General features: G+C 67.1%; 13 protein-coding genes. 3 read left to right on the top strand and 10 right to left on the bottom strand.

Annotation, left to right across the window (positions count from 1 at the left end; all coding sequences use genetic code 11):
- Positions 1-10 precede the first annotated feature (10 nt).
- From ACYZGB_RS14415 to ACYZGB_RS14445, 7 genes are all read right to left on the bottom strand, one after another.
- Entirely contained in the window at positions 11-940 is a 930-nt protein-coding gene (locus ACYZGB_RS14415) for a ProQ/FINO family protein (RefSeq protein ID WP_462389187.1), read from the bottom strand.
- 131 nt (positions 941-1,071) lie between these two features.
- Positions 1,072-2,325 carry a glycolate oxidase subunit GlcF gene (gene glcF, locus ACYZGB_RS14420; protein ID WP_462389188.1) on the bottom strand — a complete coding sequence of 418 codons (1,254 nt, stop codon included), beginning with the start codon at positions 2,323-2,325 and terminating at the stop codon, positions 1,072-1,074.
- Positions 2,326-2,367: 42 nt separating this feature from the next.
- Complete coding sequence (locus ACYZGB_RS14425) at positions 2,368-3,189, bottom strand: YoaK family protein (protein WP_462389189.1); 822 nt, start codon at positions 3,187-3,189, stop codon at positions 2,368-2,370.
- Positions 3,190-3,221: 32 nt separating this feature from the next.
- Entirely contained in the window at positions 3,222-4,349 is a 1,128-nt protein-coding gene (gene glcE / locus ACYZGB_RS14430; RefSeq protein ID WP_462389190.1) for a glycolate oxidase subunit GlcE, read from the bottom strand.
- Between the two features lie 275 nt (positions 4,350-4,624).
- Entirely contained in the window at positions 4,625-6,166 is a 1,542-nt protein-coding gene (gene amt, locus ACYZGB_RS14435) for an ammonium transporter (protein ID WP_462389192.1), read from the bottom strand.
- Between the two features lie 36 nt (positions 6,167-6,202).
- Positions 6,203-6,541 carry a P-II family nitrogen regulator gene (gene glnK / locus ACYZGB_RS14440; protein WP_108615702.1) on the bottom strand — a complete coding sequence of 113 codons (339 nt, stop codon included), beginning with the start codon at positions 6,539-6,541 and terminating at the stop codon, positions 6,203-6,205.
- 43 nt (positions 6,542-6,584) lie between these two features.
- The gene (locus ACYZGB_RS14445) at positions 6,585-7,316 is read right to left on the bottom strand and encodes a TorF family putative porin (RefSeq protein WP_462389194.1); all 732 of its coding nucleotides are present in this window, start codon (positions 7,314-7,316) and stop codon (positions 6,585-6,587) included.
- A 225-nt stretch (positions 7,317-7,541) separates the two neighbouring features.
- On the opposite strand from ACYZGB_RS14445, the gene ACYZGB_RS14450 reads away from it, so the two are divergent.
- Positions 7,542-9,086, top strand: coding sequence for a YifB family Mg chelatase-like AAA ATPase (locus ACYZGB_RS14450; RefSeq protein WP_462389196.1), 1,545 nt, complete (start codon positions 7,542-7,544; stop codon positions 9,084-9,086).
- A 157-nt stretch (positions 9,087-9,243) separates the two neighbouring features.
- On the top strand, positions 9,244-9,750 hold the full coding sequence (locus tag ACYZGB_RS14455; RefSeq protein ID WP_462389198.1) for a MarR family winged helix-turn-helix transcriptional regulator: 507 nt from the start codon (positions 9,244-9,246) through the stop codon (positions 9,748-9,750).
- A 78-nt stretch (positions 9,751-9,828) separates the two neighbouring features.
- On the opposite strand, the gene ACYZGB_RS14460 is transcribed toward ACYZGB_RS14455, so the two are convergent.
- The 3 genes from ACYZGB_RS14460 to ACYZGB_RS14470 are packed head-to-tail and all read right to left on the bottom strand — an operon-like array spanning position 9,829 to position 13,929.
- A complete protein-coding gene (locus ACYZGB_RS14460) occupies positions 9,829-11,421 on the bottom strand; it encodes an acyl CoA:acetate/3-ketoacid CoA transferase (protein WP_462389200.1) in 1,593 nt (530 codons plus the stop codon).
- A 37-nt stretch (positions 11,422-11,458) separates the two neighbouring features.
- Positions 11,459-12,712, bottom strand: a complete 1,254-nt coding sequence (locus ACYZGB_RS14465) for a thiolase family protein (RefSeq protein WP_462389202.1) — start codon at positions 12,710-12,712, stop codon at positions 11,459-11,461.
- 2 nt (positions 12,713-12,714) lie between these two features.
- A complete protein-coding gene (locus ACYZGB_RS14470; protein ID WP_462389204.1) occupies positions 12,715-13,929 on the bottom strand; it encodes a thiolase family protein in 1,215 nt (404 codons plus the stop codon).
- Between the two features lie 157 nt (positions 13,930-14,086).
- On the opposite strand from ACYZGB_RS14470, the gene ACYZGB_RS14475 reads away from it, so the two are divergent.
- The gene (locus ACYZGB_RS14475) at positions 14,087-14,875 is read left to right on the top strand and encodes a crotonase/enoyl-CoA hydratase family protein (protein WP_462389206.1); all 789 of its coding nucleotides are present in this window, start codon (positions 14,087-14,089) and stop codon (positions 14,873-14,875) included.
- The last annotated feature ends 9 nt before the right edge of the window (positions 14,876-14,884 follow it).

The raw sequence follows: 14,884 nt of genomic DNA on the forward strand, positions 1-14,884 counted from the left end.
CTGCCTGGCTTCAGTCGCCCTGGGCTGGCGCCGCCGCTGCGTCCTCGGCACCAGCAGATTCGGCGGCGGCAGCCGCATTTGCCGCAGCCACCTGCTGCGCCCGCACTGCTGCCAGGCGGCGCGCACGCTCGATCTGCTGGCCCACGGTGCGGGGCACCAGGCCGTACATGTCGGCAAAGGCGTCCAGTGTCTGGCCGCTGGCTTCAAACGCGCGCAGCAGGGCTTCGTCCTTGGCGTTGCGAGCGGCCCAATCGGCAAAGGCTTCTTCGAGCAGGGCGTTGGCCGATTCGTCGCGGCTTGCTACCAGCGCGGTGTAGTCCTCGCGCGTGAGGCCCGAGGCTTCGAACGCCGCGATCATGCGGTTGCGCAGCTTGGGCAGCAGATCTTCGGTGGCGCGGGCCTTTCGGCGGCGGTAGACCTCCAGCAACGCGTGGTGCACATGCTCGGGTGCCATGGCCTCCACCGGCTGGCCTTGCAGATCGTGGCGCTTGTCGCCCGCCGCCACGCTTTGCAGGTAGCGCGTGGAGCGGGTGTGCAGGCCCAGCGCCACCTTGAGCGCCTCGCGCTCGAACAGCTCGGGGTGGGCGGCCAGGATGTCCTGGAAGATGCCGCGCTTGAGCGGGCGGAACACCGCGCCAAACAGGTTCGGGTACAGCGCCGCGAGTTGCTCCAGCGCCGGATGCACGCGCTGGGGCGCACGCGGGGCTGCGCCAGGCGCAACGGCCTCGGCCGCCCCTTCGGGCGCCGGGCGCCCATCGGGCTTGCGGCGGTTGCGGCCACCCCGGCGGGACCCGCCCTTGCGCTGCGGCTGGGCCGCACCGGCGTCACCGGCAGGCGCAGCGGTTGCCATGGCAACGGCAGATTCGGCCACCACAGGCGCGGCCACGGGGGCGGCAGGGGCTGCGTGGGGTTGTTCTTGTGCGGACGCGGAGTCGGTCATGGCAATGCGGTTCGGGGGCGAATGGGAAGCGACAAAACCCTTGATCATGCCAGTGTTGCACCCGCATGCCACCAGAGGCCCGGGATGGGGGACTGTGCGAAGGGGCGGACGGCGCCCCGGCCACCCCCCTGTCAGGAGGTGCGCAGCGCCTCGTCCAGCACCTCCACCCAGTGCCGCACGGGTGTGCCCGTGCCGCTTTGCAGGTGCGTGATGCAGCCGATGTTGGCCGACAGGATCATGTCGGGTGGTTGCTCGCCAAAGGCCTCGGCCAACACGCCGAGCTTGCGGTCGCGCAGCTGGTACGACAGGTCGGGGTTGAGCACCGAATAGGTGCCCGCCGAGCCGCAGCACAGGTGGGCGTCGTTGCGTGCGTTGCGCAGCTTGAAACCCAGCTGGTTCAGGTGCGCCTCCACGCCCCCGCGCAGCTTCTGGCCGTGCTGCAGCGTGCAGGGGGGGTGGTAGGCGTACAGGGTGTCCGGCTGGTTGACACGGCCCTGCAGCTTGGTGGCCAGCTCGGGCAGCATGGCGGGCAGCAGCTCCGACAGGTCGCGCGTGAGGGCGCTGATGCGTTCGGCCTTGGCCGCGTATGCCGCGTCGTCCTTCAGGATGTGGCCGTATTCCTTGACGGTGACGCCGCAGCCCGAGGCGTTCATGACGATGGCCTCGACCCCGCCCGCTTCCACCAGCGGCCACCAGGCGTCGATGTTGGCGCGCATCTCGGCCATGCCGCCTGCCTGATCGTTGAGGTGGAACTTGACGGCGCCGCAGCAGCCCGCCTTGGGCGCGATCACGGTCTGGATGCCCACCACGTCGAGCACGCGGGCGGTGGCGGTGTTGATGTTGGGCATCATGGCCGGTTGCACGCAGCCCGCCAGCATGAGCACCTTGCGGGCGTGTTCGCGTGTGGGCCAGGCGCCAGCGTTCTGTGGTGCGGGCACCTTGGCCTTGAGCGCCTCGGGCAGCAGGCCGCGCACCAATTGCCCTGCCTTCATGGCGGGGGCAAACAGCGGCGAGGGCAGGCCTTCCTTCAGCGCCCAGCGCAGGGCTTTTTCGCCCACGGGGCGGGGCACTTTTTCATCGACGATCTTGCGGCCGATGTCCACCAGGTGGCCGTATTGCACGCCGCTCGGGCAGGTGCTTTCGCAGTTGCGGCAGGTGAGGCACCGGTCCAGGTGCATCTGGGTCTTGCGCGTGGGTGTCCCGCCTTCAAGCACCTGCTTGATGAGGTAGATGCGGCCGCGCGGGCCGTCCAGCTCGTCGCCCAGCAGCTGGTAGGTGGGGCAGGTGGCGGTGCAAAAGCCGCAGTGCACGCACTTGCGCAGGATGGATTCGGCCTCCAGGCCATCGGCGCGGGCGCGGTATTCAGGGGAAAGCTGGGTTTGCATGGTGCATGCCTGGGCGAAGAAACAGAAATTTTCAGGACGGATTCAGCGCGTGGCCGGTGGGTCAGCAGGTGGGCCCAGGGGTGGGTCGAGCGAAACATTGAGCGCGAGCGACTTTCGCAACGGGTGGCGCAACCGTGCACGGTCGGCCCACAGCGGGGGCAGCGACAGGGCCAGCAACACCAGCGCCAGCGGCACCACAAACACAAAGCCCACATACTTGAAGCCCGCCGCGCCCGCAATGCCGCCCACCAGGAACATGCCCAGCAGCCCGGCAAACAGCCGCAGCCGGGCCTGGTTGGCACGCACTTGTGATTCGGGCGCGGTGCCGGTGCGGTTCCAGTAGAGCATCTTGCCCATCTCGATGCCCAGGTCGGTCACCACGCCCGTCATGTGGGTGGTACGGATCTGGGACGAGGACATCTTGGTCACCGTGGCGTTCTGCAGGCCCATGATGAAGGACAGCAGCAACACCGTGAGTGGCACCGCAAACGGCGTGGGCCAGTTGAGCGTGATGGCCCCCACCAGGCCAAACAGCAGCATGAGCACGGCCACCAGCAGCAGCGGCAGCGCAAAGGTGCTGCGCAGCCTGCGCTGGCGCGCCCAGTTGACCATGATGGCCGTGGTGCCCGCGCCGGACAGGAAGGCCCACAGCGCTCCAATGGCCCCCAGCACCAGCTTCATCTGGCCCAGCACCAGGTTGTCGGCCAGGGATGACAAAAAACCGGTCATGTGCGAGGTGTAGAGGTGCACGACCAGGAAGCCCCCGGCATTCACGGCACCCGCATTGAACGCCAGCAGCAGGCCCAGCACCCGGTTGCTGGCCACCGTGCGGCGGTGTCCGGTGAGGTGGCGAAGGCGTCGCATGCGGGGGCGGGACGAGAGTCGGGCGGCTGCGCTTACCAGGCCCGTGCCACGCGGCCGGGGTTGAAGATGCCTGCCGGGTCAAAGCTGTGCTTGAGCCGGGCGTGGATCTGTTCCAGCGCTGTGGATTTGAGGTCAAAAAGGCCTTTTGCGCCTGTCCCACCTGTGCTTGCAGCTACAAAAACAGAAGCGTTTCCGCCCACGGCCTGTGCAGCTTCGCGCAGGGCCTCGCCCGCCGATTCGGGGGCCTGCACCCAGCGCAGTGCGCCATGCCACTCCACCAACGGCTCGGCACCGCCGGGCAGGGCCAGCACCGGGGCGGTGGCGGGCACGGACAGGCGCCACAGCGCATGGTCGGGGCGCTGGGCGCGGTCGGTGAACCACGGCAGGGTCTGCTCGCGGCAGGCGGCCCAGTCGGCAGCCACGGCGGCGTTGTCCATGCGCGTGCCACCCAGGGTCTTGCACGCGGCCTCCACCGCCGCCACGGCGCCGCGCAGGCGCACATAGAGCGTGCCCACGCCACCGTCTTGCACCCAGCAACTGGCGTTCAGGGGCAGCGGCTGGCCGCCCCAGGCGTGCAGCTTGCGCAGGGCGTCAGCCTGGCCGACGCCATCGAACCTGAGCGTGGCCTCGCCGGGCGCCACGGGCAGCACCTTGAGGCTCACCTCGGTCAGCAGGCCCAGCGTGCCCCAGGCGCCCGCCATGAGGCGCGACACGTCGTACCCCGCCACGTTCTTCATGACCTGGCCGCCAAAGGTCAGCAGCTCGCCCTTGCCGTTGAGCACCGTCACGCCCAGCAGGTAGTCGCGCACGGCGCCCACGCTGGCGCGGGCGGGGCCCGACAGGCCCGCTGCCGCCATGCCGCCCACGGTGGCAGCGTCCGAGGAGGTCTTGGCGAAATGGGGTGGCTCAAACGGCAGGCACTGGCCACGCTCGGCCAGCGCGGCCTCCAGCTCGGCCAGTGGGGTGCCGGCGCGCACTGTGACGACCAGCTCGCTGGGCTCGTAGCTCACGATGCCGCGCAGCCCCCGGGTGTCGAGCACCTCGCCGTGCAGGGCTAGGCCGTGGAAGTCCTTGGTGCCCCCGCCACGGATGCGCAACGGGGTCTGGTCGGCCGCAGCGGCACGCACACGCTCGGCAATCGGGGCAAGGGAAAAGTCCATCCGTGCATCGTAGCGGCAGCGGTGTACGGCACGGCAGGCGGGGCGCGTGAATTTTTTGAACAGCGCTTGTGAAGGACAGCGGTCTGGTGGAAGGGGACAGCAAGGGGCGCAACGCCCCTGCTCCAGAACAAGCCAAGCGAGCCCCCTGCTGGCGCAAAAATGGCCCGCCGGTGGTCGGCGGGCCAAAGAACCCAGAGGAGTAACTCGCTTGTTTTTCTTGCTACCACGCCACGGTGCCACCAGACACCGCAGCGCGCGGGGCGCAGGGCCGAAGATCAGCGGTTGTACGCCGTTTCGCCGTGCGATGTGATGTCCAGACCTTCGCGTTCGTCTTCTTCCGTGACACGCAGGCCCAGGGTCAGGTCCACAATCTTGTAGGCCACGAAGGACACCACACCCGACCACACGATGGTCAGCAGCACGGCCTTGGCCTGCGTCCCCACCTGGGCGGCGATGGAGTAGTCAGCAGCCGTGACCATGGAAGCGGTCACCCAGTCAGCCACGTAGCCAGGACCGCCGAGGGACGGCGAGTTGAACACGCCGGTCAGCAGGGCACCCACGATGCCGCCGATGCCGTGCACGCCGAACACGTCGAGCGAGTCGTCTGCACCCAAGAGCTTCTTGAGGCCGTTGACACCCCACAGGCAGGCAAAACCACCCACCAGGCCGATCACCAGGGCACCGCCGATGCCGACGTTGCCAGCAGCCGGCGTGACGGCCACCAAGCCTGCCACGGCGCCCGACGCTGCACCCAGCATCGAAGCCTTGCCACGCATCAGCGCTTCACCGATGCACCATGCCAGCACGGCAGCGGCGGTGGCCACCAGCGTGTTGATAAAGGCCAGGGCGGCGAAGCCGTTGGCTTCCAGGGCAGAACCGGCATTGAAACCGAACCAGCCCACCCACAGCAGCGAGGCGCCCACCATGGTCAGCGTCAGGCTGTGAGGCGCCATGGCTTCCTTGCCGTAGCCGATGCGCTTGCCCACCATGAACGCGCCCACCAGGCCCGCCACAGCGGCGTTGATGTGCACCACGGTACCGCCAGCGAAGTCCAGAGCACCCCACTGCCAGATCTGGCCGGCCTTGCCGGTCATGGCGTCAGCCACTTCCTTGGAGGCGTAAGCGTCAGGGCCCATCCAGAACCACACCATGTGGGCGATCGGCAGGTAGCTGAAGGTGAACCACAGCACCATGAACAGCATGACGGCGCTGAACTTGATGCGCTCGGCGAACGCACCCACGATCAGAGCGCAGGTGATGCCGGCGAACGTGGCCTGGAAGGCAGCGAACACCACTTCAGGAATCACGACACCCTTGCTGAACGTGGCCGCGTTGGCAAACGTGCCCGCAGCGTTGTCCCAGATGCCCTTCATGAACAGGCGGTCGAAGCCCCCGATGAAGGCACTGCCTTCGGTAAAGGCCAGGCTGTAGCCGTAGATGAACCACAGCACCACGATCAGCGAGAACGTGACCATGACCTGCATCAGCACGGACAGCATGTTCTTGCTGCGCACCAGGCCGCCGTAGAACAGCGCCAGGCCGGGCAAGACCATCAGGATCACCAACAGGGTGGAGGTCATCATCCAGGCCGTGTCGCCCTTGTTGGGGACGGGCGCTGGCGCTTCTGCGGCAGCGGCAGCAGGAGCGGCGGCAGGAGCCGCAGCCGGGGCAGCAGCAGCTGCGGGTGCAGCGGCCTCAGCAGCCGGGGCAGCGGAGGTGGCGGCCGCCGGTTCGGCGGCAGGAGCCTGGGCCAGGGACAGATTGCCCATGGTCAGCAGACCCAGCCCCAGAATGAAGGAAGCAAGCAGTTTTTTCATGGCATTTCTTCTCTTGTGTCTGTTGCGACCGGGCCCTTACAGGGCTTCCTTGCCGGTTTCGCCCGTGCGGATGCGCACCACCTGCTCCAGGTGGGTCACAAAGATCTTGCCGTCACCGATCTTGCCGGTGCGCGCGGCGCTTTCGATGGACTCGATCACACGGTCCACCAGGTCGTCCGCGATAGCGGCTTCGATCTTGACCTTGGGCAAGAAGTCCACCACATACTCTGCACCACGGTACAGCTCGGTGTGACCCTTCTGGCGGCCAAAACCCTTGACCTCAGTGACCGTGATGCCTTGCACGCCGATGTCCGAAAGCGCTTCGCGCACTTCGTCCAGCTTGAAGGGCTTGATGATGGCTGTCACCATTTTCATTTTGGATTCCTCCGGAATGGGCGCCCGGGGCGCCCATTGAGATTTACAGGGTTTTGGTCAGCGTGACGATCACGCGCGACTTGTTGACGTGGCCGAAGAAGGCCTTCTTGTTGGCACCAACCACGGCCGCGCCCAGCGACAGGCCACCGCCAAAGTCATACGCGCCACCCAATTGATAGTCCATGTAGTTGGGTACGCCCAGGTCCTTGATGTCGCTGGCAAAACGCGTGAAGCCCACCGAGGCCTTCACGGTGACGCTGGGCGCCACTTCCTGCGCAAAGCCGAAGTTCAGGTAACCCGTGTTGCGGCCCTTCAGGCCCGAGCCGGACTTGGCACCGGCAAAGCCGAAGTAGTCCTTGGAGATGGTATGCGAATACTTGGCAGTGAAGGGGCCCATGGTGGCCGCGCCATACAGCTCGGTGGTGTTGCCGTTGCTGTTGCCGGGGTAGATGTAGGTCAGGGCGCCCACATCGAAGTCAGCGCCTGCGGCCTTGAACTTGTAGCCGCCGTACAGGTCGGATTCGAGCGAATTGTTGGTCAGCCAGTCCACGCTGGAGTTCCAGTTGCCCACGTACCAGCCGGATTCGCCAAAGGCGTAGTCGAAGCCGCCTTGCAGCGCAGGCTTGACGGCCTTGGCCTTGGTGGCGTCCTGGTCCTGGCCACGGAACTTGTAGTTGGTGGTCAGGCTGACGTTGCCGGTGAGCTGGGCACTGGCCAGCATGGGAAGGGTTGCAACAAGGGCAACGCCCAGGGTCTTGATGATGGCGCGGGTCATGTTTCCTCCGGTTGGACAAAGTAGGGACAAGCGCTTTAAGCACGGAACGTGCCATTGCCTCCACAGGCCCGGCGCATGCGGCCCGGGCGCGGTTGCGTTGGGTTACAACAATCCCCAGTACAGTGGTGGGGATCGCGCCGGGCGCAGCGCACCCATATGGTGCATAAACCCACAAGCCCGCGCCAAAACACCCACAAACGCACCCATCTGGGGAGAAACCGTTTCATGAGTCTTGCTTTGGTGCAAAGCCGCGCCCTTCTGGGGATGTTGGCGCCTTCTGTCACCGTGGAAGTGCATCTGGCCAACGGCCTGCCCAGCTTCACGCTGGTGGGGCTGGCCGAGGTGGAGGTGAAGGAGGCCCGCGAGCGCGTGCGCTCGGCGCTGCAGAACGCGGGGCTGGAGTTCCCCACCAACAAACGCATCACGGTCAATTTGGCCCCGGCCGATTTGCCCAAGGACTCGGGCCGCTTCGATTTGCCCATTGCCCTGGGCATCCTTGCCGCCAGCGGCCAGGTGGATGCCAGCCGCCTGGCGGGCTACGAGTTTGCGGGGGAGCTGTCGCTGTCGGGCGAGCTGCGCCCCGTGCGCGGCGCGCTGGCCACCAGCCTGGCGCTGCAGACGCAGCGGATCGACACCCAGCTGGTGCTGCCCCCCGGCAGCGCCGAAGAGGCCGCCCTGGTGCCCTCTGCCCAGGTGGTGCGCGCGCGCCACCTGCTGGACGTGGTGCGCGCCTTTCTGCCCCCGGGCTGCGTGGCGGGCGACGATGCCGACGTGGCCAACGACGGCTGGACCCGCCTGGCGGCCACCCCCATGGCCACCCGCACCACCGGCCCCGACATGGCCGACGTGAAGGGCCAGGCCGGCGCCAAACGCGCGCTGGAGATTGCCGCTGCGGGTGGCCACAGCGTACTGATGGCCGGACCACCGGGCTCGGGCAAATCGATGCTGGCTCAGCGTTTTGCGGGCCTGCTGCCCGCGATGACGGTGGAAGAAGCGCTGGAGAGCGCCGCCATTGCCAGCCTGGCCGGGCGCTTTCGCCCCGAGGCCTGGGGCCAGCGACCGACTGGCCAGCCGCACCACACGGCCAGCGCAGTGGCGTTGGTGGGTGGCGGCTCGCCCCCGCGCCCGGGCGAAATCTCCCTGGCCCATCAAGGCGTCCTTTTTTTGGACGAACTGCCTGAATTCCCCAGGGCCGCGCTGGAGGCCCTGCGAGAGCCGCTGGAGACAGGCCACATCACCATCGCCCGCGCCGCCCAGCGCGCGGAGTTTCCGGCGCGCTTTCAGATGATTGCGGCCATGAACCCCTGCCCCTGCGGGTTTCTGGGCTCCTCTCAGCGCGCGTGCCGCTGCACACCCGACCAGGTGAACCGCTACCAGGCCAAGCTCAGCGGCCCGCTGCTGGACCGCATCGACCTGCATGTGGAGGTGCCCGCCCTGCCCGCCGAGCAGCTGGTGCAGACCCCGGCGGGTGAATCCACCACCGCCATCCGCACGCGCGTGGAGCAGGCCCGCCAGCGCGCACTCGCCCGCCAGGGCAAGGCCAACCAGGCGCTGCAGGGCCAGGAGATCGACAACCACCTGCAGCTGCAGGATGCGGCTGCGAAGTTCCTGAACACCGCTGCCGCCCGCCTGGGCTGGTCGGCGCGCAGCACGCACCGTGCGCTCAAGGTGGCCCGCACCATTGCCGACCTGGCAGGCGCCGCTGACACCGAGGTGGGCCATGTGGCCGAGGCCGTGCAGTACCGCCGCGTGCTGCGCCACCCCGCCTGACGCGCATGGCAGGCGCCTGCCACTGCGGGTTTTTACGCATCATTTACTACTATTTTTATAGCTAAACAGGCAATACAGACAGGCGCAAACGGCTGATTTGAATCAAATTTCTTGCTGTCTTGCACCCACCCCCACATTGCGCCGCCACAATCGCCCCATGCCCAGCCCCCGCACTTCCAAAAAGACCGCCGCCGCCACGCTCGACACCCCTGCCACGCCCGCGCCTGAATCGGTGGACACCGGTTTTCTGCGCACCCTGGTGGGCTACAACGCGCGGCGCGCGTCGCTGGCCGTGATCGAGGTGTTCATGGAACGCATGGCGGTGTACCGCCTCAAGGTGGTGGATTTTTCGGTGCTGTCGCTGGTGGCGCACAACCCGGGCGTGACCTCGCGCCAGCTGTGCGTGACGCTGGGCGTGTTGCCGCCCAACCTGGTGGGCCTGATTGCGGCGCTGGAGCGGCGCGGGCTGATCGAGCGCCGCCCCCACCCCAGCGACGGCCGCGCCATGGGCCTGCACCTGACGCCCGCCGGTGTGGAACTGACCGCCCAGGCCGAGCAGACCGCCGCGCAGCTGGAGGTGGACGCCACCGCCGGCCTCACGGCCGCCGAACGCAAGACGCTGATACGCCTGCTGCAAAAGGTCTACGCCCGCGACGGGGCCTGACAAAAAAATGGGGCGCTGCAGCCAGCGCCCCTTGGTCTTTGGTTTTGTGCCCGGCTTCGGGCAGCTTCAGCGCCCCGTTTATTGGCCTGCGGCCGCCGGTGCCACCGCCTCAGACTTCGCCGCCATGGCCGCCGCCAGCCCGCCCCACTTTTCGTGGAACAGGCCCGCGTCCATGGTCTTCACATTGCGCATGATCGGCTTGAAGCCCATGTGCGCCAGCACGTCGCGCTCCAGGTCGATGCCGGGCGCAATCTCTGTCAGCTCCAGGCCTTCGGTGGTCAGGTGGAACACGGCGCGTTCGGTCACGAAGAGCACGTTCTGCTCCCGCTGGGCAGCATCCAGCCCGTTGAAGGTGATCTGCTCGACCTTCTCGATGAACTTGCGCGAGCGGCCTTCCCGGGCGATGGTGAGCTGGCCGTCGGCCACCTTCACCTCCAGGCCACCTGCCGTGAAGGTGCCGCAGAACACCAGGTTCTTGGTCGAGCGCGTGATGTTCACAAAGCCGCCACAGCCCACGGGCCGGCCGTTGAACTTGCTCACGTTCACGTTGCCGTGGTTGTCGGCCTGCGCCAGGCCCAGGAAGCTCGCGTCCAGCCCGCCGCCGTCGTAAAAGTCGAACTGCAACGACTGCTCAATGATCGCGTCGGCGTTGTAGGCCGTGCCGAAGTCACCCAGCTGCGCCGGGATGCCGCCGGTGATGCCACTTTCCACGCTCAGCGTGAACTGGTCCGCCACGCCCTCTTCCGCCGCCACCGACGGCACACCGGCCGGAATACCGATGCCCAGGTTGGTGATGGCACCCGGCTTCAGCTCCAGCGCGGTGCGGCGTGCGATGACCTTGCGTTCGTCCAGTGCCATGGGCGCCAGCGAGTTCACCGGCACGCGCACGTCGCCACACAGCGCGGCGTTGAACTGCGTGGTGATGGTCTGCATGTGGTTCTCGGGCTGGCTGACCACCACGTAGTCCACCGACACCCCCGGCACCTTGACCGACTTGGGGTGCAGGCTGCCCGCCTTGACGATGCGCTCCACCTGCGCGATCACGATGCCGCCGCAGGCCTTGGCCGCGTGGGCGATGTTGATCTGCTCCAGCAGCACACCTTCCTTGTCCAGCGTGATGTTGCCGTTCTCGTCGGCCAGCGTGCCGCGGATGATGGCCACATCAACCTTGGGCGCGGGGTAGAACAGCCATTCCTCGCCGTTGAACTCGACGAGCTTGACCAGGTCTTCGGTGGACTTGCTGTTGAGCTTGCCGCCTTCGATGCGCGGGTCTACAAACGTGCCCAAGCCCACCTTGGTCAGCAGCCCGGGGCTGCGGCTGGCGATGTGGCGCGTGAGGTGCGACAGGCTGCCCTGCGGGAAGTTGTAGGCCTCGACCTCGCCGTCAAACACCATCTTCATCATCTCGGCGCCGGTCTGGCCAAAGTGGCCGGCCACCGTGCGCTTGATCATGCCGGGGTGGGCAAAGTGCACCATGCCCGCGTCCTTGCTGTTGCCAATGGCGCCGCAGGCCCAGGTGGTCACGTTCTTCGGGCTGCCGTGGTCGAGGAAGTTTTTCTCGATGCCCTTGAGCACTTCCTCCGGCAGGCTGGAGACGGCCAGACCGCCCAGAAAGATGGTGGCGTTGTCGGGGATCAGGGCCCCGGCCTGGGCTGCGGTGATGATTTTCATGGTGCTGTGCTCTTGCAAATGGGTGTGAAGACTGGATTTACGCGTCGGTGTTCTCGATCAGCAAAGCAATGCCTTGCCCGCCGCCCACACAGGCGCTGGAGATGCCGTAGCGCAGCCCACGGCGGCGCAGTTCGCGCGCCAGGGTCACCGTCAGGCGCACGCCGGTGGCGGCCAGCGGGTGGCCCAGGGCAATGGCGCCGCCGTTCACGTTGAGCTTGTTGAGGTCCAGCCCCAGCTCGCGGCCCACGGCCAGGGTCTGTGCGCCCTGGGCTTCGTTGATTTCGAACAGGCCGATGTCATCCAGCGTGAGGCCGGTACGTGCCAGCAGCGCGCGAATGGCTGGGGCCGGGCCGATACCCATGTACTCGGGCGCCACACCCACAGCGGCCACACCGCGCAGGCGCGCCAGGGGCTTGAGGCCACGCTGCTGCACATAGGCATCGCTGGCCACCACGGCGCCCACGGCGCCATCGACCAGGGCCGAGCTGTTGCCAGCGGTCTGCACGCCGCCGGGGTACACGGTGCGCAGGCCCGCCAGGGCTTCCACCGGCGAGGGGCGCGGGTGGGTGTCGCGGTCCAGCTGCGCCACCTTGCGGGGCAGCGTGATGCCGCGCGTGGCGTAGCCTTCCAGTTCAAACATCTCGCTGCTCACTGGCACGATCTCGCCCGCCAGAAAACCATCCTCCTGTGCCTTGAGCGCGCGGGCAAAGGACTGCGAGGCATAGGCGTCCACATCCTCGCGGGTGATGCCGTATTTCTTGGCCAGGTTCTCGGCCGTCTCGATCATCGTCACCGGGCCTGCGGTGTCGATCAATGCCTCCATCAGGAAGTCCTTGAACTCCACGGGCGCGCCCAGCTTGAAGCCGGTGCGGTGTGTGTAGGCCGCAATCGGGTTGCGCGTCATGGACTCAGTGCCCACCACCAGCGCCACGTCGGTGTAGCCCAGCGCGATCTGGTCGGCGGCCTGGCGGAACAGCTCAAAGCCCGTGCCGCAGATGCGTTGCACCAGGATGGCGGGCACGGCCTGCGGCACACCTGCATACAGGCCAATGTAGCGCGGCAGCACAAAGGCGTCGAAATCGGCCTGCGCCATGGAGCCGGTGATGACCGAGCCCACATCGGCAGCGGGCACGCCGCTGCGCGCCAGCACGGCACGCGCCACCTTGATGCCCATGTCGGTGGGCGACACATGGCCCAGCGGGCCGCAGTAATCGACCATGGGCGTGCGCACGCCGTCCACCAGCCAGGCGTTCAGGGGGGCGGAGAAAGAGCTTGTCGAAGCGGTCGTCATGGTCAGGCCTTGGAAGTGGTTTTGCTGTCGGTCACACGCAGCACGGTGGCATAGCCGGTGTCGCCCGCAGCGCAGCCGGTGAACAGGCCCACGCCGCCCCCGCGCAGCACCAGCTCTTCGATCAGTTCGATGATGGCGCGCATGCCGGTGGGTGCCTGGGGGTGGCCCCAGATGATGGAGCTGCCGTAGTTGTTCATGCGCTCCCAGGCAAAGCCGGTGTCGCGCGCCAGGGCGATGTCGTTCACGGCGAAGGGGTTGTGGGTCTTGATCGCGTGCACATCGGCGATGGACAGGCCTGCGTGCTTCAAAGCATTGAACGCCGCAGGCGACGGCGCCATGGGCATGAAGCCAGCCTCCACCCGCGACATGCCGAAGCCCAGGATCTCGATCTCGATGCCCGCGTCGATGGCCGCAGCGCGCGCCCGGTCACGCGTGGTGACGATGGCGCCCGCATTGCCGTCGGCCGGGTGCGTCTGGCCGCCGAAGGTCACGGTGCCGCCTTCCTTCACCGGCTTGAGCTTGGCCAGGCCTTCGGCGGTGGTGGGGAAGATGCCTTCGTCGGCGCTGAGCGTGCCCGTCTGCTTGCGAAACTTCGAGTCGGTGACAGGCACCTCGGCCATGTAGCGCTTCTGGAAGGCGCGGTCGTTGGCCAGCGCATCCTGGTATTGCGTGTAGCGGTGCAGCTTGAGCGCGTGCTGCTCTTCGGTGCTGATGCCATAGCGCGCGGCCACGTTCTCGCCGGTCTGCAGCATGGGGTTCTTGGCATACGGATCGTGGCCCATGTTGTCGGGCACCCAGTGCTCGGTGATGCCATAGCCACCCGTGCCGCTCGAATCCGGGTAGTAGACGACGGGGCCGTTGGACTGGCGGTCGGCCATCACCAGCAGCGCGCTGGTGGCCGTGCCGCAGGCCACCTCTTGTGCGGCCATCTGCAGCGCACGCACGCTGGTGGCGCAGGCCTGCTGCACCGTGGGGCCGGCCACCCGGTCGATGCCCATGAGGCCCGTAACCCAGGGCAGGCCATAGAAGCTGCCCTTTTGCGGGTTGGTGATACCCAGGATGGCCAGGTCCACGGCCGACAGGTCGTAGCCCCGCGCTGTGAGCGCCCGCTTGCCCACAGCGGCGGCCAGCGGCAGTGCATTGAGGTTGGCCAGCGTGCCCTGCCACTTGGCAAACGGGGACGACCAGTAGATACCGTAGGGGATGAAGGCGTTCATGGCGGTTCCTTGCAGCTATGGAGTGGCAATTTAGTTATTTATAATAATTAAATGACGGCCCGCAAAAGCTAGGGAAACCACCTAGCAAAGACCAGCGCCACGGCCTTGTTTTAGTTATTTTTAATAACCACAATTTCTCCAACTCACTCACAAAACCATGACCAAGACCTACGACATCTCCCTTGAAATCCGTGGCGACCGCGAGGAAGTCGCGGTCATCCGGCTCACCCGCCCCGCCAAGCGCAACGCGCTCAACGACGGCCTGATCCTGGCGCTGCGCGACGTGATGGAAACCCTGCCCGCCAGCGTGGGCGCTGCCGTGATCGACGGCGAGGGCGAGCACTTCTGTTCGGGCCTGGACCTCTCGGAGCTGAAAGAGCGCGATGCGGGCCAGGGCCTGCACCACTCGCGCATGTGGCACGCCGCGCTGGACCGCGTGCAATTTGGCCCCGTGCCCGTGGTCGCCGCGCTGCACGGCGCTGTGGTGGGCGGCGGGCTGGAGCTGGCCAGCGCCTGCCACATCCGCGTGGCCGACGAGACCACGTTCTACGCACTGCCCGAAGGCTCGCGCGGCATCTTTGTGGGCGGTGGCGGCGCGGTGCGCATCCCCCGCCTGATCGGCACGGCCCGGATGACCGACATGATGATGACCGGCCGCGTCTACAACGCGGTGGACGGCGAAAAGGTGGGCTTTGCGCAATACCTCGTGCCCACCGGCACGGCGTTCGACAAGGCCTTCGAGCTGGCCCAGCGCATTGCGCAGAACGCGCCGCTGACCAACTACGCGCTGATGCACGCCCTGCCCCGCATTGCCGAGCAGCCCGCCGACCAGGGCCTGATGGCCGAAGCCATGATGGCCGCCATTGCCCAGAGCGCGCCCGAGGCCAAGGCCCGCGTGCGCGCCTTCCTGGACGGCAAGGCCGCCAAGGTCAAGAAACAAGACTGAGCAGAACGC

This window comes from Acidovorax sp. Q11 (assembly GCF_054950075.1).

Excerpts from the sequence above, each read along its gene's own strand:
- ACYZGB_RS14415 (WP_462389187.1), bottom strand. The coding sequence starts at position 940 with ATGACCGACTCCGCGTCCGCACAAGAACAACCCCACGCAGCCCCTGCC.
- ACYZGB_RS14475 (WP_462389206.1), top strand. The coding sequence starts at position 14,087 with ATGACCAAGACCTACGACATCTCCCTTGAAATCCGTGGCGACCGCGAG.
- ACYZGB_RS14445 (WP_462389194.1), bottom strand. The coding sequence starts at position 7,316 with ATGACCCGCGCCATCATCAAGACCCTGGGCGTTGCCCTTGTTGCAACC.
- glcE (WP_462389190.1), bottom strand. The coding sequence starts at position 4,349 with ATGGACTTTTCCCTTGCCCCGATTGCCGAGCGTGTGCGTGCCGCTGCG.
- glcF (WP_462389188.1), bottom strand. The coding sequence starts at position 2,325 with ATGCAAACCCAGCTTTCCCCTGAATACCGCGCCCGCGCCGATGGCCTG.
- ACYZGB_RS14455 (WP_462389198.1), top strand. The coding sequence starts at position 9,244 with ATGCCCAGCCCCCGCACTTCCAAAAAGACCGCCGCCGCCACGCTCGAC.
- ACYZGB_RS14470 (WP_462389204.1), bottom strand. The coding sequence starts at position 13,929 with ATGAACGCCTTCATCCCCTACGGTATCTACTGGTCGTCCCCGTTTGCC.
- ACYZGB_RS14465 (WP_462389202.1), bottom strand. The coding sequence starts at position 12,712 with ATGACGACCGCTTCGACAAGCTCTTTCTCCGCCCCCCTGAACGCCTGG.
- amt (WP_462389192.1), bottom strand. The coding sequence starts at position 6,166 with ATGAAAAAACTGCTTGCTTCCTTCATTCTGGGGCTGGGTCTGCTGACC.
- ACYZGB_RS14450 (WP_462389196.1), top strand. The coding sequence starts at position 7,542 with ATGAGTCTTGCTTTGGTGCAAAGCCGCGCCCTTCTGGGGATGTTGGCG.
- glnK (WP_108615702.1), bottom strand. The coding sequence starts at position 6,541 with ATGAAAATGGTGACAGCCATCATCAAGCCCTTCAAGCTGGACGAAGTG.
- ACYZGB_RS14460 (WP_462389200.1), bottom strand. The coding sequence starts at position 11,421 with ATGAAAATCATCACCGCAGCCCAGGCCGGGGCCCTGATCCCCGACAAC.
- ACYZGB_RS14425 (WP_462389189.1), bottom strand. The coding sequence starts at position 3,189 with ATGCGACGCCTTCGCCACCTCACCGGACACCGCCGCACGGTGGCCAGC.